General features: G+C 65.7%; 14 protein-coding genes. 5 read left to right on the top strand and 9 right to left on the bottom strand.

Features of this window, described 5'->3' with window-relative positions; all coding sequences use genetic code 11:
* The first annotated feature begins 62 nt into the window (after nt 1-62).
* The gene (locus JQ572_RS22810; protein WP_211385072.1) at nt 63-1,043 is read left to right on the top strand and encodes a zinc-binding alcohol dehydrogenase family protein; all 981 of its coding nucleotides are present in this window, start codon (nt 63-65) and stop codon (nt 1,041-1,043) included.
* A gap of 34 nt (nt 1,044-1,077) precedes the next feature.
* On the opposite strand, the gene JQ572_RS22805 is transcribed toward JQ572_RS22810, so the two are convergent.
* Nucleotides 1,078-1,434, bottom strand: a complete 357-nt coding sequence (locus JQ572_RS22805; RefSeq protein ID WP_211385071.1) for a hypothetical protein — start codon at nt 1,432-1,434, stop codon at nt 1,078-1,080.
* 395 nt (nt 1,435-1,829) lie between these two features.
* Here JQ572_RS22805 and JQ572_RS22800 point away from each other — a divergent pair, with 395 nt between their 5' ends.
* Nucleotides 1,830-2,927, top strand: coding sequence for a hypothetical protein (locus tag JQ572_RS22800; RefSeq protein ID WP_249129201.1), 1,098 nt, complete (start codon nt 1,830-1,832; stop codon nt 2,925-2,927).
* Nucleotides 2,928-3,016: 89 nt separating this feature from the next.
* Here the strand turns inward: JQ572_RS22800 and JQ572_RS22795 are convergent, their stop codons facing one another.
* Entirely contained in the window at nt 3,017-3,628 is a 612-nt protein-coding gene (locus JQ572_RS22795; protein WP_211385069.1) for a DUF2147 domain-containing protein, read from the bottom strand.
* Nucleotides 3,629-3,766: 138 nt separating this feature from the next.
* Nucleotides 3,767-4,795 (bottom strand): NAD(P)/FAD-dependent oxidoreductase, encoded by a 1,029-nt coding sequence (locus JQ572_RS22790; RefSeq protein ID WP_211385068.1) that lies wholly within the window; start codon nt 4,793-4,795, stop codon nt 3,767-3,769.
* A gap of 182 nt (nt 4,796-4,977) precedes the next feature.
* On the opposite strand from JQ572_RS22790, the gene JQ572_RS22785 reads away from it, so the two are divergent.
* Complete coding sequence (locus JQ572_RS22785) at nt 4,978-5,445, top strand: acyl-CoA thioesterase (RefSeq protein WP_211385067.1); 468 nt, start codon at nt 4,978-4,980, stop codon at nt 5,443-5,445.
* Between the two features lie 60 nt (nt 5,446-5,505).
* On the opposite strand, the gene JQ572_RS22780 is transcribed toward JQ572_RS22785, so the two are convergent.
* Together JQ572_RS22780 and JQ572_RS22775 are read right to left on the bottom strand one after the other, a co-directional pair.
* Nucleotides 5,506-5,826 (bottom strand): 2Fe-2S iron-sulfur cluster-binding protein, encoded by a 321-nt coding sequence (locus JQ572_RS22780; protein WP_027560383.1) that lies wholly within the window; start codon nt 5,824-5,826, stop codon nt 5,506-5,508.
* A gap of 166 nt (nt 5,827-5,992) precedes the next feature.
* A complete protein-coding gene (locus JQ572_RS22775; RefSeq protein WP_211385066.1) occupies nt 5,993-6,367 on the bottom strand; it encodes an Hpt domain-containing protein in 375 nt (124 codons plus the stop codon).
* A 397-nt stretch (nt 6,368-6,764) separates the two neighbouring features.
* Between JQ572_RS22775 and JQ572_RS22770 the strand changes: the two genes are divergently transcribed.
* A complete protein-coding gene (locus JQ572_RS22770; RefSeq protein WP_211385065.1) occupies nt 6,765-12,470 on the top strand; it encodes an apolipoprotein A-IV repeat region-like domain-containing protein in 5,706 nt (1,901 codons plus the stop codon).
* A gap of 244 nt (nt 12,471-12,714) precedes the next feature.
* Here JQ572_RS22770 and JQ572_RS22765 read toward each other — a convergent pair whose 3' ends face one another.
* Genes JQ572_RS22765 through JQ572_RS22755 form a run of 3 tightly spaced genes read right to left on the bottom strand, consistent with a single transcriptional unit; the run spans nt 12,715 to nt 15,525 of the window.
* Nucleotides 12,715-13,590 carry an MlaD family protein gene (locus JQ572_RS22765; RefSeq protein WP_211385064.1) on the bottom strand — a complete coding sequence of 292 codons (876 nt, stop codon included), beginning with the start codon at nt 13,588-13,590 and terminating at the stop codon, nt 12,715-12,717.
* A 16-nt stretch (nt 13,591-13,606) separates the two neighbouring features.
* Nucleotides 13,607-14,389, bottom strand: coding sequence for an ABC transporter ATP-binding protein (locus tag JQ572_RS22760; RefSeq protein ID WP_211385063.1), 783 nt, complete (start codon nt 14,387-14,389; stop codon nt 13,607-13,609).
* A 2-nt stretch (nt 14,390-14,391) separates the two neighbouring features.
* Nucleotides 14,392-15,525 (bottom strand): MlaE family ABC transporter permease, encoded by a 1,134-nt coding sequence (locus tag JQ572_RS22755; RefSeq protein WP_211385062.1) that lies wholly within the window; start codon nt 15,523-15,525, stop codon nt 14,392-14,394.
* 146 nt (nt 15,526-15,671) lie between these two features.
* On the opposite strand from JQ572_RS22755, the gene dgcA reads away from it, so the two are divergent.
* Entirely contained in the window at nt 15,672-16,667 is a 996-nt protein-coding gene (dgcA, locus tag JQ572_RS22750) for an N-acetyl-D-Glu racemase DgcA (protein ID WP_211385061.1), read from the top strand.
* On the opposite strand, the gene JQ572_RS22745 is transcribed toward dgcA, so the two are convergent.
* Nucleotides 16,637-17,833 carry an MFS transporter gene (locus JQ572_RS22745; RefSeq protein ID WP_211385060.1) on the bottom strand — a complete coding sequence of 399 codons (1,197 nt, stop codon included), beginning with the start codon at nt 17,831-17,833 and terminating at the stop codon, nt 16,637-16,639. The two genes, dgcA and JQ572_RS22745, sit on opposite strands and share 31 nt — an antisense overlap.
* Nucleotides 17,834-17,896: the final 63 nt, after the last annotated feature.

The following is a 17,896-nucleotide window of genomic DNA, read 5'->3' as shown; positions in this document are numbered from 1 at the left end:
GCTTGAATCTTTGCGCCTTCTCCTGCAAGCCAGTTGGCCAAAGCTCGCAGGATTTTCATGATATGACCCGGATGAAGGCAGCAGTGATACGCGAGGCCGGCGGACCCGAGATGCTGCGCATCGAGAGCTGGCCCGTGCCGACGCCTGCCCCGGATCAGGTTCTCATTCGCGTCAAGGCCTTCGGCCTCAACCGGTCCGAGCTCTTCACCCGGCGCGGGCTATCGCCGGGCGTGAGCTTCCCGCGCGTGCTCGGCATCGAGGCGGTCGGCCTCGTTGAGCAGGCGCCGGGCGGCCGGTTTCGCAAGGGCCAGATCGTCGCGACGGCCATGGGCGGCATGGGACGGCAGTTCGACGGCGGCTACGCGGAATATGTGTGCGTGCCGGCCGCACAGGTCCAGGCGCTCGAGACCGCGCTGTCGTGGGAAAGGCTGGGCGCATTGCCGGAGATGCTCCAGACCGCCTGGGGTTCGCTGTTCACCGCCTTGCAGCTCAAGCACGGCGAGCGGCTTCTGATCCGCGGCGGGACGACCTCGGTTGGCCTTGCGGCCGCGGCGATCGCCAGCAAGCACGGCGCCGAGGTGATCTCCACCACGCGCAATCCCGCGCGCACGGACCTGATGCGCTCCGCCGGGGCGGACCTTGCCATCATCGATGACGGCCGGATCGCCGGGAAGGTCAAGGCTGCAAGCGGAGGCGGCGTCGACAAGGTGCTCGAGCTCGTCGGCACGACGACGCTGGCCGACTCCCTGCAATCCGTGCGGGCGAACGGCATCGTCTGCATGACGGGCATGGTCGGAGACAAATGGTGGTTCGATCAATTCAGCCCGATGGACGTCATCCCCAATGCCGTCAGCCTCACGGTTTACTCCGGAGGCCCTGACGACTTCATGCAGACGCCGTTGCAGGAACTGGTACGGCAGATCGAAACAGGCGCCCTTCGCGTCCAGGTCGGGCGGGTCTTTCATCTCACGGAGATCGCGGAGGCGCACCGCTGCATGGACGCCAACGCGGCCAGCGGAAAGATCGTCGTCCTCACCGATTGAGGATGCGCCTCGTCCCGGATGACGGACCGGACGGCTAGGTCATGCTGCCCGGCATGAAGCAGCGCACGCGCGGATGGCCGTCGATATAGTGCTTCCACACCATGGTGCGGCCGATCTTGTTCGGCTCGGTGATCACGGCGCCGTCGGGCACGATGACCCATTCGTCGTCGAGATGCACGCGATAACGGCCCTTGTCGGATTCCCAATCGACATCGGCGACCACATAGCCGTCGGCATCGGAACAGCACTGGCCGTATTCGCTGTGCAGGCTCTCGAACCAGGGTTTTAGCGGTGAATTCGCGTAGCGGCCGTCGTCGCGCGCGAGCGCCGAGGTCGCAAGCAGCGCCGTCAGCCCCAACAGCGAGGCAGCACATAGTCTGGCAAGTCGCATGTCGTCTTCCTGCGGATCGCAATCGGCGCCGCGAGGGACAGACGCCGCCGTCCGCCTTCCGCACGGTGGCGGCAGGCGTGAAGACGGCGACTCGCTCCCCAGCGGCTTTGCAACAGCTATGCAAATCCGGCGCCAGCACGCATTCCGGGGAACTACTGCCGCAAGCTGTTGTGTGCACACATTGCTTCAGGCTGAGCACGCCCGCGATCTGCCGCAGCTATTTTTGGAGGCTTTCCTTGTCGTGCCGGGACGTGTACGAACGTTGCCGCGAACCTTGTCGCATTGTTTAACAGACTGTTTGGATTAGAGAAATCGGATGTTGGCGTGACAGGCATCGGACCGTCAGCGCTATGAGTTCCAGAGAGTTGCTCCCTGGCCAGCAGGACGCGACCGATTTGCCCGCAAACGAAGTGCAGTTTGCGCTGGTGATTTCGCGCATGCTGGAGACGGTGAAGGACGATCCGGAATTCAGGCGGCAGCTCGTCTACGATCTTGCCCGCTACAAGCTCCAGGAGCAGTTCACCTACGCCGACGCCAAGAACATCGACCAGATGAAGCGGGCGCTCGAGGACGCGATCGAGGAGGTCGAGAAGTTCTCGCGTGAAGCGCCGCCGCTGGAGCGGTTGCCGCAACATCAACTCACCTCGTCGAAGGCGGGTCAGACAAGCGGCCCGCTTTTGTCCGCCGACACTCCGGTGCTGCGCTCGGGGATCGAGGCGTCCACTCGGCCTGCGATCTCGGGCCCGCTCTGGCCGGTGATGAAGCGTACAGGGGCCATCCTGCTTGCCGCCGTCGCCATCGTTCTCCTCATTTCGCAGCGAGACCATATCGCCGCGCTGCGCCGGCTGGTTTCATCCCAGTCCCAGGAGATCGCGCTGGTCCCGCCCAAACCGGAGACGACGATGGCGGTCAGCAAGCCTGAAATGGTGACCGCCGTCGCGCCGCCGGCGAAACCGGCGCGCGTGCTTCCAACCGACTACGGCGTCTACGCCTTGATCGATGACAAGTCGCTGGCGGAGTTGAATGCGACCGGCATCATGGCGCCGGACATTCGCATCGCGATTTCACCGGAGTTCAAGAACCCCGACCGGCCGCATCTGCCGAACGGGCGCGTCAAATTCATCGTATTCCGCCGCGACGTCGCAAACGCGATTCCCGAACGGGTCGAGGTTCGGGTCGTGGCAAGGATCGCCAGAGAGTTCTCGAACGACGCCGCTGGCAAGGCGCTGAGTGGCGGAGACGACGTCGGCGTCATCCGCAACTTCGCCTATCCGTTCCGGGTGTCACCGATTCCCGGGGCGCCCGAGATGCTTGAGCTCCACGCCGGCGATTCAGAGCTCGAACTTCCGCCGGGACATTACGTTCTGAGCCTCGGCACGCAGGCCTATTACTTCCGGGTCGACGGCGAGATCACCGATCCCCGGCAATGCCTCGAGCGGGTCGTCGCCGGCGGCACCTTCTATGCACCGTGCAGGAAGGCACGAACGTACTGACGGTCCTGTAGCCCAGGTGAGCGCAGCGATAACGGCTGCCCCGCATGTCGCTTCGCTCATGCGGGCTACAAGAGAATGCGCAAGCAACCCTACTGCTTCTGCGCCGGCGCCATCATCGCGCCGCCCTTCTTCGCCGCTGGCGCGGGCACCGGCTTCGTCGCCGCGGTCGCCTGGGCAGGAAGATATTTGGCGACGATGGCTGGATCGACCTGCGCGATGTTGGCGTCGGGCAGGCGCGTCCAGGTCTCGTCCTTGCCGAACAGCGAAATGCCGAGGAAGCCACGCATGGTCAGGGTCTGGCCATCCGGGCTGACGGTCATCTTGGCCTTCCAGATGTTGCCGTCGCGCGGATTGACCACGTTGCCGCCATCATACTTCAACCCGTCGCGCTTCATGTCGCGGATGAAGGAGAGCCCGAGCACCGGCGCGTTCTTGCGATCGTCCGTGCATTTCGTGCAGGCCTCGTTCGGATCATCGCCGGCCCGCGGGAAGGTCTTTGCAATCACGCCTTCGAAGATGCCGTTGTGGTCGATGAAGAGGAACCATCCCACCGTCTTGCCGTCTTCGACCTTTTGCCAGAGGCCCGCGGCGGTCGGCTGGGCCGGCGCTGCAGCCGACATTTGCGCCGCAGCCGGGCTTGCCGCACCGAGCAACAGCGCGAGGAGCGAGAGCAGCCGAAAGCTGGAAAAGAAAATCCGCATCATCATCACCTTGCTGAGCCAATCGCCTTGCCGAGCCGCCACCGCAATGGCCGCAGACTACGGCGATTTCGCGAACGGTTCCAGCACCAGAAGCGCTAGCACCAGAAACATGGGGCATCGCCGCCCCGTCCTGCCGTGTCAGTTGACGCCAAGCTTCTTTTGCAGGCTGGAGGACGAGGTCGTGTACTGAAACACCAGCCGCTTGTCAGGATAGACGTAACGATGGGCTTTTTGCGACATCAACGCGCCTTCGTGGAAGCCGCACAGGATCAGCTTGATCTTGCCGGGATAGGTGTTGATGTCGCCGATCGCGAAGATGCCTGATACGTTGGTCTCGAATGCCGAGGTCTCGACCGGCACCAGATTGTTCTCGAGCGCGATGCCCCAGTTCGCGACCGGACCGAGCTTCATGGTCAGCCCGAAGAACGGCAGCATGGTGTCGCAGGAAATCTCGCTCACGATGTTGTCGTTGCCCTTGACGGTGGCGCCGGTGAGCTTGCCCTCGGCGCCCGAGAGCGCGGTGACCTGGCCGAGCCGCAGATCCATCTTGCCGCCTGCGACCAGCGCGCGCATCTGCTCGACGCTGTGAGGGGCGGCGCGAAAGTCGTCGCGACGGTGCAGCAGCGTGATGCGCTTGGCCAGCGGATGCAGATTGAGCGTCCAGTCGAGCGCGGAATCGCCGCCGCCGACGATCAGCACGTTCTTGTCGCGGAACGTCTCCATCTTACGCACGGCATAGTGCACCGAGGTGCCCTCATAGGCTTCGATGCCCGGTACCGGCGGACGCTTGGGCTGGAACGAGCCGCCGCCGGCCGCGATCACCAGCACCCTGCATTCGAACACCTTGCCGGCGTCCGTGGTGCAGCGAAATGCGGGATCGCCGATCTTCTCCACCGTCTCGATCATCTCGCCGAGATGGAAGGTCGGATGGAACGGCTTGATCTGCTCCATCAGCGCGTCGGTGAGGCCCTGCCCCGAAACCTGCGGAATGCCGGGAATGTCGTAGATCGGCTTTTCCGGATAGAGCTCGGCGCACTGGCCGCCGACCTTGTCGAGGATGTCGACGAAATGCACCTTCATATCGAGAAGGCCAAGCTCGAAGGCGGCGAACAGACCGCAAGGGCCGGCGCCAATAATCAGCACATCGGTTTTGATCACGTCGCTCATGTCGTCTCTTTATCGGTCGTTATCGGTTGGACGGCGCCCGGCGGGCAGAGGTGACCCTGCCTGTCTAGCCAACGGGGATGGATCAGGGAAGGCATAAAAGCGGGAGCGCCCCGCAGCCGTGCCCACTTGCCGGGTCAGGATAACTGGGCTGTAACGATCAAGGATATGACGGAGATCAATCGGTGAACGCACCAAGCCGCCTCGATACGACGCCGCGCCTGGAGGACTATCCCTATCGCCTCGCCGACAATGTCCGTTTCGGCGATCTCGATCCGAACCAGCACGTCAACAACGCGGTCTACGCCACCTATTTCGAGACCGGCCGTGTCACGCTGATGAAGAGCCCGGAATACGGGCTGACGCCGCCAGGGCTCGCCTGGATCATGGTGCGGCTCGACATCCATTTCCGCGCCGAACTGCACTGGCCGAACACGATCGAGCTCGGCCTCGGCGTCGTGAAGCTGGGGCGAACGTCGGTGACGTTCGAGCAGGTCGTGTTTTCGGAAGGAAAGTGCATCGCATCGGCGATTTCGGTCGGCGTGACGATCGACGAAGCGTCGCGGCGGCCGACGCCGCTCACTGCGGAGGTGATCGCGAAGCTGAGGCCCTGGCACAAGCGCGGCATCGAGGTCGCGATGCCGGGCCCATGATTCAATCAGTGAGGATCGGGCCTGCTGCAAAAATCAGGCTTGCAAGAAAGACATGAAAGATCAGGCCTGGCGTTCCGGTGTCGCCACGACCAGCCCGTCGAGCTCGTCGGAAACCTTGATCTGGCAGGACAGGCGGGAGTTCGGGCGCACGTCGAAGCCGAAGTCGAGCATGTCCTCTTCCATCGGCGTCGGGCTGCCGACCTTCTCGCGCCAGGCTTCGTCGACATAGACATGGCAAGTTGCGCAGGCACACGCGCCGCCGCATTCGGCTTCGATGCCGGGAATGCTGTTGCGGATCGCGGCTTCCATCACGGTTGCGCCGTTCTCGACTTCCACCGTACGGGTTTCGCCCTTGTGGTCGACAAAGTGAATCTTGGCCATGTGTGCTCGTGCTGCCGCGGTGCTGTGAATGAAGGAGGGTCCGGGCTGTCCTATAACGGGTCGATTAGCCCGGCGCCATAGCGTTTTGAGGCGAAATGAATCCCGCTTTACGGGAAGAAAATACGTCAAAACAAGACGCTAGAGCCCGGTTCTGACCGCGCCGGCCTCAAGGCTTCAGGATCGCCTCGATGGCGGTGCGAGCCTCGGTCACCGCTTCTTTCAGCGCGGCGAAGGCGTGGGGCCGGTTCTGGCCGGTCCGGATCGCGGTCTCGAGGCTGGCTGCAGCGTCCGCCACTGCAAAGGCGCCGATCCCGCGCGCCGAGCCCTTCAGCTTGTGGGCGAGTGCGCCGGCCTCGGCCGGCAGCGCTGCCATCGCCGCGATCAGGCGGACCGCCTGCTCGGCAAACATCGCCAGCACTTCGTGTTCCAGCTCAGGGTCGCCGAGCGTCATGCGGGAGAGGTGATCGAGGTCGAGCGGGCTGTCGATGGGTGCAAGCGGGGGCGAGGGCATCCAGTCCATCCGTTGCAGTTCAGGCGTCATGGCGCAGGCCCCCGGCATCGCGCGATGTCCGCCGGTCCGGCGGTCAGGTTCCTCTCACCGAAGCACGGAAATGGTTAACGAAGTGTTCGGGCCGTTTTACGTAAATCCGCCCGTTTATTGACGAAAAGTTGCCGCAATCCGGCGAGTCCCGTGGAGAATTGCATTTATTGCTAAGGCGTTACGGCGCGATCCTGTTAACGATGATTAAGATTGTCTTAATCGCAGGCATTTCATTCGCGACGCTCTGCCAATAGGATGTTGCGGAAATTGGCGGACAAGCCGTCCGGGTGGGGATGGCTCGGAGATCCGCGCAAGCGGCATGATCCGGTCTGTGGGCTTGCGTAGCGCGCAGGGCTCGCGGGGGGACGCGTAAAAGTAACGAGGGCTCGGACTGAACATGGCGAACACTCCGAAAAAGGTCAAAGACCCCACAGAAGTTGCGCTTTCTGCGATCCAGGAAGCCCTGAACATCAGCGACACCGCTGCGGACACCAGCCGCAACGCCTCGATGCGCAGCGAAACGCCACCTCCGGTAGCCCCGCCGGCTCCCCCGATGTTCGACGAACCGGGCTTCGAGCCGCGTCCTGCCGCGAACGAACGGGCGGTGTTCGATCCGATCGAGGAGCCGCGCTCCTCGCGCCGTGCCGCCAACGACGACCGCGAGACCATCGGCCAGTTGCTCCAGGCGCTTCAGAAGGGCCGCCCTGCCCGCAGCGTCTACACCTTCGCCACCATTTTCGCCGGCGTATGGCTCGCAGCCTGCGCGGCGCTGACGGTCGGCTTCCTGCCCTCGATCCAGGCCGCCATGGGCCAGAGCGGCGGCGTGCTCGTCATCGCCGGCCTGATCGCGATGTTCTTCGCGCCGATCATGCTGTTCTACTTCCTCGCGAGCCTGGTCTGGCGCGGCCAGGAAATGCGCATGATCGCGCAGGCGATGGCGCAGGTCGCGATTCGCTTCTCCGAGCCGGAAGGCTCGGCCTCCGATTCCATGGTCACCGTCGGCCAGGCCATCCGCCGCGAGGTCGCGGCGATGGGCGACGGCATCGAGCGCGCGATCGCGCGCGCCGGCGAACTCGAGACGCTGGTCGCCAACGAGGTCGCGGCGCTCGAACGCGCCTATTCAGACAACGAAGTGCGCATCCGCGCCCTGCTCCAGGACATCGCGCATCAGCGCGACAACCTGGTCGGCCAGGCAGAGCAGGTCCGCAGCGCCATCTCCGGTGTGCAGATCGATTTGCGCCACGACATCGCGCTGATCTCGGACGCGATCGCCTCGCGTGTCGACGAGGTCGCCAAGTCCATCACCGGCGCTCTCGAAGAGCGCGGCGCCCACATCACCGGCGCCCTGAGCAATGCCGGCGACAACATGATCCTCGCCCTCGGCGAGCGCGGCGGCGACCTGCTCGACCGCCTCGAGGAGGCCAGCAACGAGACCACGCGCGCCGTGCTCGACGCCAGCGAGCGGCTGACCACCAGCCTCAACTTCAAGACCGGCCACGTCCACGACGAGTTCGTCGACCTCGCCGACCGCGTCCACGAGATGCTGAACGAGCGCATCGACCGCATCACCGGCGAATTCGAGCAGCGCTCCGCCGCGATCGTCGACGGCATCTCCGAGCGCACCGAGCAGGTGCACGACAGCCTGAAGAATTCGTCGGACTCGCTGCTGCTCGAGCTCGAGCTGCGCTCCAACGACATCTCGGCCAAGATCGACGACGCCGGCAGCCGGCTCGCCAACCAGATCATGACGAGCGGCGACAAGGCGAGCGAGGCGCTCGACGCCACCGTCAACAGCCTCGTTGCCAAGGTCGTGAGTCAGACCGAGACCGCGCACGACTCGCTGTCGCTGCAGATGAGCGCCTTCGACGAGCTGGTGAAGAACCAGGGCACCGAGCTGGTCGAGAAGTTCGCCCGCGACTCGGGCACGCTGGGCGCGCTGATCACCCGCCACATCTCCGAGTTCGACCGCACCGTGAAGACGTTCGGCGGCGAAATCGTCGATCGCATGGGCCAGCGCACGCAGGACATCCATGAGTCGCTGAAGACCTATGTCGACAATTTCGACACCCGCTTCACCGAAAACGGAGGCGAGATCACCGCGAAGCTCGATCAGCGCCTGGTGCAGTTCGAGACCACGATCGGCGAACGTGTCACCAATCTGGATGCCTCGCTGAACGGCAAGATCTCCAGCCTCGACAGCACCATCGAAGGTCACATCAAGACATTCGACCAACAGCTCGGCAGCCGCGTCAGCGCGCTCGAGCAGTCGTTCGATACCCGCGCAAGGTCCGTCACCGAGACCATCGACGTACGCCTCAACACGCTCTCCTCGTCGCTGACCGACGGTGCCGCGCAGGCGATCCAGTCGGTCGATACGCGGTTGACGCACCTCACGACGACGCTCACCGGCGGCGCGTCGCAGGCGCTCGAGTCCATCGACTCCCGTCTCACCAACCTGACGACAACGCTGACCGATGGCGCCTCGCAGACGATCCAGGCGATCGATACGCGCCTGACGCATCTGACGACCACCCTCACCGGTGGCGCCTCGCAGGCGCTCGAGTCCATCGACTCCCGCCTCACCTACCTCAACACCGCGCTGACGAACGGCGCTTCGCAGGCCGTACAGTCGATCGACACGCGCCTCACGATCCTGACCTCGACCCTCACGGACGGCACCGCCCAGGCGATCGAGGCGGTCGACCGCCGCATCACCAGCGTCGCCGAGCTGATCGACGGCCGCAGCATGCATCTGACCGACACGGTCACGGCACGCTTCCAGGACATCCACCAGGCCATCGAGACCAAGGTCGGCTCGGTCGCTAGCGACATCGACGTGCGCGTGGCGCAGTTCGAGGACCTGCTCGGCTCGCGTGTCGAGGCCGTCGCCGGCCGCATCGAGAGCAGCGGCCGCCAGGCCAGCGAGGACATGATGTCCCGCGCCGAGATGATCTCGACCGCGATCCGCTCGCATGTCGAGGACGCCGAGCGCTCGCTCACCAACCTCGTGGTCAACACCAGCGAGACCATACAGACCGGTGCGCGCACCGCGCAGCAGTCGCTGATGACGGTCTCCTCCGACGTCAACGCCCAGCTCAAGTTGACCTCCTCCGAGGTCGAGCGCGCGCTGACCGCGGTCGGCACCGGCGCCGCGAACTCGATCCTGAGCAGCGCCCGCGAGGCCCAGTCGACCCTGGTCGCCGCATCCGGCGATGCGTCCAACCAGATCAAGTCGCTGTCGGCCGACGTCGAACGCACGCTGTCGGCGGCAGGCTCGGCGACCGCAGCCTCGATCCTGGCCGGCGCCCGTGAGGTCCAGACCACGCTCGTCACGGCCTCTTCCGATGCGGCCAACCACGTCAAGACCCTCACCGCCGACGTGCAGCGCTCGCTCTCGATGGCCGGCACCACCACGGCGGAATCGATCACCGCCGGCGCCCGCGACGCGCAGAGCGCGCTGATCGCGGCCTCGAGCGAGACCGCCAACCAGATCAAGGCGCTGTCCTCGGACGTGCAGCGCTCGCTCTCTATGGCGGGCACCGCGACGGCCGAGTCCATCATGACCGGTGCGCGCGAGGCACAGAGCACCCTGGTCACGGCGTCCTCGGATGCCGCGAGCCAGGTCAAGTCGCTCGCGGCCGAGGTCCATCGCTCGCTCTCGCAGGTCGGCCAGTCCACCGCCGAGACGATCACGACCAGCGCCCGCGACGCCCAGACCACCCTGCTGTCGGTCTCGGCCGAACAGACCAGCCAGGTCCGTTCGCTGGCGGCCGAGATGCAGCGCGCGCTGGCGACCGCCGGCGGCGCCACCATCGAGGCACTCACCAGCGGCGTGCGCGAGGCCCAGGGCACGCTGATCTCCGCCTCGACGGACGCGGCGAGCCAGATCAAGTCTCTGACCACGGACATCGAGCGCACGCTGACCTCGGTCGGCGCCGACACCGCCTCGACCATCCTCAACAGCGCGCGTGAGGCGCAGACTTCGCTGACCTCGACGTCGGCGGATGCCGCCAGCCAGATCCGCACGATCTCGACCGAGATCGAGCGCACGCTGAGCGCGGCCACCGCGAACGCGACCAACGACATCCAGACCAGTGCGCTCAACGCCCAGAACGCGCTGATCAACGCCTCCAACGAGGCCAGCTCGCGGGTCAAGTCGAGCTCGGCCGACGTCGAGCGCTCGGTGCTCGCCGCCAGCAGCAGCTTCGGCCAGGCCATGACCGGCAAGACCGACGAGATCGTCACCTATGTGCAGCAGCAGTCCGACCGGCTCGCGAACATGATCGACGCCAAGCGCGGCTCGCTCGTGGACGCGATCGGCTCGAAGACCAGCCAGCTCACGCTCGACATCGACCGCGTCACGTCGGACGCGCTGAAGTCGATCGAGACGCGCGGCCACGCGTTCTCGCAGACGATGATGGGCAACGGCTCCGAGGTGGCGCGGACCATCAACTCGGCGAGCGAGATGGCGACGGGTGCCGTCAACAAGTCGCTCAAGGACCTCGAGCAGGCCTCGCGCGCGGCGATCGACCAGTCGCGCCAGGTCTCGATCGCGGCCGTCACCGAGATGCAGGAGACCAGCAAGATCCTGCGCACCGACACGGTCGCCCTGTTCGAACGCCTGCGCGAAGGCAACATCCTGCTCCAGGAGGTGCTGACCGGCGCGCACGACAACCTCAACTCGCTCGAGCGGGCGCTGGTGACGCGCGTCGCCGACTTCGTCTCGGCGATGAACGACGTCACCTCGCGCAACGGGGCTGCGACGCAGAACCTCGAAGACCAGCTCAACGTCTTCAACACGAAGACCACCCGGGCGCTGCAGGATCTCGGCGAGCTGTCGACCCAGTTCGACGCGCACGGCAAGGCGCTCGTCGAGGCCGCCCAGGTCGTCGAGCAGAGCAACAAGAACACCACCGCCTCGCTGGCCGAACGCAAGCAGGCGCTGGAATCGCTCGTCACCACGATCGACCTGCGCACGACCGATCTCGACCAGCGTCTGTCGCGCTTCACCGGCCTGCTCGATGAATCGCTGGCAGCCGCCGAAGAGCGTGCCCGCGACATCGCCCGCGTCGTCGCGGAGACCGCCGGCGCAGGTTCGGCCGCGATCACCCGCCAGTTCGAGGCGGTGCGGTCGGCCTCCGAGGAGGAGCACCGCCAGACCATCGAGGCCATGCAGGACATCTACCGCCAGACCACCGACGAGGCGGATGCGATGTTCAAGCAGTCGGCTGAGAAGTTCGGCAACCTCGTCTCCAGCATGAAGCAGATGGCGTTCGAGATGCACAATGAGCTCGAAGCCACCCGCAACGAGCTGCGCCGCGGCGTGCTCGAGATGCCGCAGGAGGCCGCCGAGAGCACCGCGCAGATGCGCAAGGTGATCGTCGACCAGATCGAGGCCCTCGCCGAGCTCAACCGCATTGTGGCTCAGCACGGCCGCGGCCTCGACGTCACCACGACGGGCCGCGCCAGCGTGCAACGCCAGGAAGAGCCGATGCTGGCGACCGTCGGCGCGCGCAGCACCGAGACGCGCGTGCGCGACACCGGCAGCGCCTCGACGCTGCCGCCGCCCGACCTCGGCATGCCGGCCGCGCGCCGCACCGAGGCTCCGCCGGTTGCACCCGCGGGCAACGATCAGGGCCGCGACGGCTGGCTGTCCGACCTGCTGAACCGCACGGACGCCAACCAGGGCGCGCCCGCGGGGCGTGAAGCGCCGCGCGGCCGCCAGGCTGCGCCGGCCCCGCAGCCGCAGGCTCCGCAGGGTGGCGGCAATCCGCTGGAATCGCTGTCGCTCGACATCGGCCGGCTGATGGACCGCAACCTTGCCGCCGAGATGTGGGACCGCTACCAGCGCGGCGAGAACAAGGCCTTCACCAAGCGCCTCTACACGCCCGCCGGCCAGAAGGCCTTCGACGAGGTCGCCCGCAAGTACCGCGCCGACCGCAACTTCAAGGGCACGGTCGACCGCTACGTCGCCGAGTTCGAACGCCTGCTGGACGAAGTCGCTCGCGACGGCCGCGGCCCGCAGGAGCTGCGCAACCACCTGACCTCGGAAACGGGCCTGGTGTACACGCTGCTGGCGCACGCGGCAGGCCGGCTGGGGTAAGACGCAACTTGCGATATGGCGAGTAGCGAATAGCGAATGAAAAACGGAGCCCTCGCGGGCTCCGTTTTGTTTTGGATTGTCATTGCACGAGCAGCTCACTGCGCATCGGGGAATTACGGCCCCTACAAGCACCGTCATCGCGAGAGCTCTTACGACGAAGCAAGCCAGACTGTCCCCGCGGAGGCAGTCTGGATTGCTTTGCTTCGCTCGCAATGACGACGGTGAGAAGCGCGCGAACCAGCTACTATTGCCGCTTGGGCGCCGCTGCCGGCTTCGGCGGCTCGGGCGGCGGCGGAGCGGCCGCTGGCGCACTGTTGCTGGCGCCGAACAGCACGCGGGTCGGGTTGCGATCAAAATTGTTCACGGCGCGGCTGATGTCGCCGAGGGTACGGCGGCCGTCCGTGATCAGCAATCCGGAGCGCTTGTCGAAATCGTCAGCCAGTTCGCGGATCGACTTCACCGCCTGGAACAGCTCGCCGCCGTCCTTGCCGCCGGCCAGCGTGTTGAGGCCGAGCATGAGGCTGTCGGCCTTGAGCATGACGCCGTCGACCCTGGCCATCACGCCGTCGATCTTCTCGGAGTTGCGCGCCAGCGAGTTGGTGAAGGTCTCGAGGTTCTTCAGGGAGTTCTTCACCGACTCCTGATTGTCGGCGACGATCCTGTTGATGTTCTGGAGCGTGCCGCGGATCGCCTCGGTGACGTCCTGGAGCTTGTTGGGATCAGCCGTCAGCGTCGGGATGCCGTCCTCGTCGAGCGGCGGCGGCGGGGCCGCCTCCTCGCCGCCCTTGAGCGAGATCGCGGCAACGCCGGTCAGGCCCTGGAATTCGAGGCCGACCAGCGTGTCCTTGCGGATCGGGGCGTTGTTCTCGACCATGGCGAGTGCGACGACCCGCCGCGGGTTGTCCAGCTTCACCGAGACCACTTCACCCACCCGGATACCGTTGAAGTTGACGCTGCCGCCGTTGCGCAGGCCCGCCGCCGGGCCCTCGAACACGACGCGCAAGGGGCTGCGCTGCTTGGTGGTGTGCAGCGACTGGAACCACAGCACGAAGCCGATCGCCGCGGCGATCACCGCCAGCGTGAACGATCCGATCAATACGTAATTCGCCCGCGTTTCCATCAGCTACTCCAGCACCTCAGCTCATTACCGCGCGAGCGCGCTTGCCATGGAAATATTGTCTCAGCCAGGGATGCTGCGAGGCCTGCATGTCGGCGATCGAGCCTGCCGCAATGATCTTACCGTTCCCTAAAACGGCGATGCGGTCACATGCTGTGTAAAGGCTGTCGAGGTCGTGCGTTACCATGAAAACGGTCAGCCCCAAAGTGCGCTGGAGCGTCCTCACCAGCTCGTCGAAGTCGCCGGCGCCGATCGGGTCCAGGCCCGAGGTCGGCTCGTCGAGGAAGACGAGATCCGGATCGAGCGACAGCGCGCGCGCCAGCGCCACGCGCTTGATCATGCCGCCGGACAGTTCCGAGGGGAAGCGATCGGCGACTTCGGGCTTGAGGCCGACCATTGTCAGCTTGGCGATGGTGATCTCGTCCATCAGCCGCTGCGAGACCCGCAAGTACTCACGCATCGGAAACTGGATGTTCTGCCGCACCGTCAGCGAGGAGAACAGCGCGCCCTGCTGGAACAGCACGCCCCAACGGCGCTCCACGTTGCGGCGCTGCGACGTGCTGGAGGAATCGAGGTCGACCCCGAACACCTCGATGGAGCCCGCGACCTTCGGCACCAGGCCGATGATGGTGCGCGTCAGCACCGACTTGCCGGCGCCGGAGGGGCCGACGAAGCCCAAAATCTCGCCGCGCTTGACGTCGAGGTTGAGGCCGTCGAGCACGCGCGTCGCGCCGAACTGCACGGTGATGTCGCGGACGCGGATGATGGGGTTTTGAATCCCGCCTTGAACCTCCTGCGCCATCGTCACATCCCGATCGAGGCGAAGAAGATCGCGAACACGCCGTCCATGACGATGACGAAGAAGATCCCCTTCACCACCGACGCCGTCGTGTGCTGGCCGAGCGATTCAGCGCTGCCCTGCACGGCGAGGCCCTCGACGCAGGCGACGATGCCGATCACCGCGGCCATGACCGGCGCCTTGACGATGCCGACGATGAAATGGTCGATCGAGATGGCGTCGCGCAGGCGCAGCAGGAAGGCTTCGGGATCGACGCCGCCATAGAGCCAGGCGACGAGACCGCCGCCATAGAGCGCGGCCATCGCGCCGAGAAAGGCGAGGATCGGCAGCGCCAGTACCAGCGCCAGCATGCGCGGCAGCACCAAGACCTCGATCGGGTCGAACCCCATGGTGCGCAGCGCGTCGATCTCCTCGCGCATCTTCATCGAACCGAGCTCGGCGGTGTAGGCGCTGCCCGAGCGGCCCGCCACCATGATCGCGACCAGGAGGACGCCGATCTCGCGCAGCACCAGCACGCCGAGCATGTCGACGACGAAGATATCGGCGCCGAAGCGGCGGAAATGAAAGATACCCTGCTGCGCGATGATGCAGCCGATCAGGAAGGTGATCAGCACGATGATCGGCACCGCGCGCCAGCAGACCTGTTCTAGATGATGCACGGTCGAGGTCAGGCGCAGCGAACGCGGATGGATCAGCACGCGAAAACCCGCCGCGAGCACCGCGCCGAGCATGTCGATCAGGCCCGCCACGGTGGCGCCGACGCCGGCCACGGTCCGGCCGATCTGCTCCAGCATGCCGGTGATGGTGATCGTGCTGCTGTCGACGACGGGTGTCGCCCGTACCCGCCGCACCTCGTCGACGAGACTCGCATAATTGGTGGAAAGCCCGGCGATCTGCGCCTCGACGGCGCCTTGCGTGAGGCTACGGCGCAGCCGCTCGATCAGCCAGGCACCGAAAGTGTCGAGCTTGGCGACCTCGGAGACGTCGATGAAGACGCTTTGCGAACCGCCCGCGAGCTTTTCGGCGTCCGCCACCATCCGCTCCAGGACCGGCGCGAAGCTCGCGGTCCAGGTTCCGGTGGCGCAGAGTGCCAGCGCATTGCCCTTCGCAATCCGTTCCAGCTTCGGATCGCCGTTCAAGATGTCCGCTCCCGTGCCGGGGCGCAAGAAACGGATAGACTCATCAGATCGTTGCGCACGCGCCCTTACCCGGAGAAGGTATCCCCAACTGGTTAACGTTAGTTGCTAGAGGTAACTAGCAGGTTCAGATTTCGCCAGAGTTCAAAATGACTTCCAGCAAAGTTCCGGTTCTCGCCGCGCGAATCGAGCGCTTCCCCATCGCCGGCAGTTTTACCATCAGCCGGGGCGCCAAGACCGAGGCCGTGACCGTCACGGCCGAGGTCAGCCGGGACGGCCTGACCGGCCGCGGCGAATGCGTGCCCTATCCCCGTTATGGCGAGACGCCCGAGGCGACGCTCGCGGCCATCCAGGCCATGCGGGAGGCCGTGGCCGGCGGCCTCACCCGCCAGGCTCTCCAGGCGGCCATGCCTCCCGGCGCGGCCCGTAATGCCCTGGATTGCGCCCTGATCGATCTGGAAGCCAAGGCGGCCGGCTTGCGCGCCTGGAGCCTGCTCGACCGCCCGGTGCCGGGCGAGCGCACCACGGCCTACACGATCTCGCTGGGCACCCCCGACGCCATGGCGGCGGCGACCGCCAGGGCGGCGCACCGGCCGCTACTCAAGATCAAGCTCGGCGGCGACGGCGATCCGGAGCGGATCGCCGCGGTGCGCAAGGTCGCCCCCGAATCCGAGCTGATCGTGGATGCCAACGAGGCCTGGACCGAGGCCAATCTGGAGCACAATCTGAGCGCCTGCGCCGCCGCCGGCGTCACCCTGGTCGAGCAGCCGCTGCCGGCCGGCAAGGACGGCACGCTGGCGCGGATCAAGCGGCCGCTCGTGGTCTGCGCCGACGAGAGCGTGCACGATCGCCGCTCGCTGGCGCCGCTCCGCGAGCGCTACGACGCCGTCAACATCAAGCTCGACAAGACCGGCGGCCTCACCGAGGCGCTCGCGATGGCGGACGCCGCGCAGGCGCTCGGCTTCGAGATCATGATCGGCTGCATGGTGGCAACCTCGTTGTCGATGGCCCCGGCGATGCTGGTGACGCCGCAGGCGCGCTTCGTCGATCTCGACGGCCCGCTGCTGCTGGCGCGCGATCGCGATCACGCCCTGCGCTATGACGACAGCCTGGTCTATCCGCCGGACGCTTCGCTGTGGGGATGAGCCTTGAGCCGGTGCCTCGCCGACCACATCACGAGGGCACCGGCAGCGGCCATCGCGGCCATGACGTAGTACAACGCCTCGCCATAGCGCGCGTAGAGCACGCCCGAGATGATCGACGTCGCCGAACTCAGGAGACCGTTGGTTGCCGCGTAATATCCCTGCCCGCGTGCCATCTGATGCGAGGGAACGTGACGCACCATGAGATTCATCACGCCGACCTGGGTGAGGCCGAAGCTCAAGCTGTGCCCGAGCTGGGCGAGCGCGAGCATGGCGATCGGCGGATCCTGCGCGGTGATCAGCCAGCGCACCACGGCACTCAAGCCTCCGATCACCACCAGCAGCGACGGGTGTAGCGAGAAGCGTGGCGACAGCGCGAAGACGACGATCTCGGCAAGCACGCCGAGCGCCCACAGTCCCGCGATCGTCAACCCGCCGAGACCTTGGCTCTGCCAGTTGATCGAGGCGAACGTGTAGAAGGCGACGTGGCTGCACTGGATCAGCGCGGACGCAGAGATGATGGCCAGGAAGCCCGCATCGCGCAGCAGGGCCTTGCCAGCCTGCGTTCCCCTCGTCGATCGCGGCGCATCCTCCAGCGGACGAAGCGAAAGCGTGGCCATGGCCGAGACTGTCGCCATCGCAACGATGACCCAGATCAGCTGACGCGCGGCGATCATGTCGACCAAAAAACCGCAGGCAAGCGCACCGAGGATGAACGCGACCGATCCCCAGAGCCGCAAGGGTCCGTAATCGAGCTTGTAACGGGCGACGCCGCGCAACGCGTAAGCATCGGTGAGCGGCAACAATGGAGTCCAGCAGCAGCAGGTCGCAATGTAGAGCAGCAGCACCGGCCAAGGCTGCTGCTGGGTGCCGACGAGTGCAAAGCAGAGCGCGGTGGCCGACGCCGTCAGGATCATCGCTCCGCGCAACGCTTGGCGCCGTTCGGCAAGGCTCGTCACGAAGGGCAGCGTTGTGAAGCGCGTGACGGCTGGAACGGCGCCGATGATCCCGATCCAGGCCGGCTCGATGCCGATGGCCTTCAACCACACCGTAAAGAACGGCAGATGGGTGCCCATGACAGCGAATGACGTGCTGTAGAACAGCGCAAGGTAGCGGGCGAATCGCCGCCCCGAGAGCGCTGCGATGGGGATTTGTGATTCGGGTGCCATCAAACCAATTGCGATTCGGTCGATATCGTGGTGATCGTTACAGTAACGCGCGGTGATTTGCGC

The organism is Bradyrhizobium sp. SZCCT0153 (assembly GCF_018129995.1).
GTDB classification, from domain to species: Bacteria; Pseudomonadota; Alphaproteobacteria; order Rhizobiales; family Xanthobacteraceae; genus Bradyrhizobium; species Bradyrhizobium japonicum_G.
Note: the sequence above shows the minus strand (reverse complement) of the source record. Positions and strands in the feature narration are given on the sequence as shown.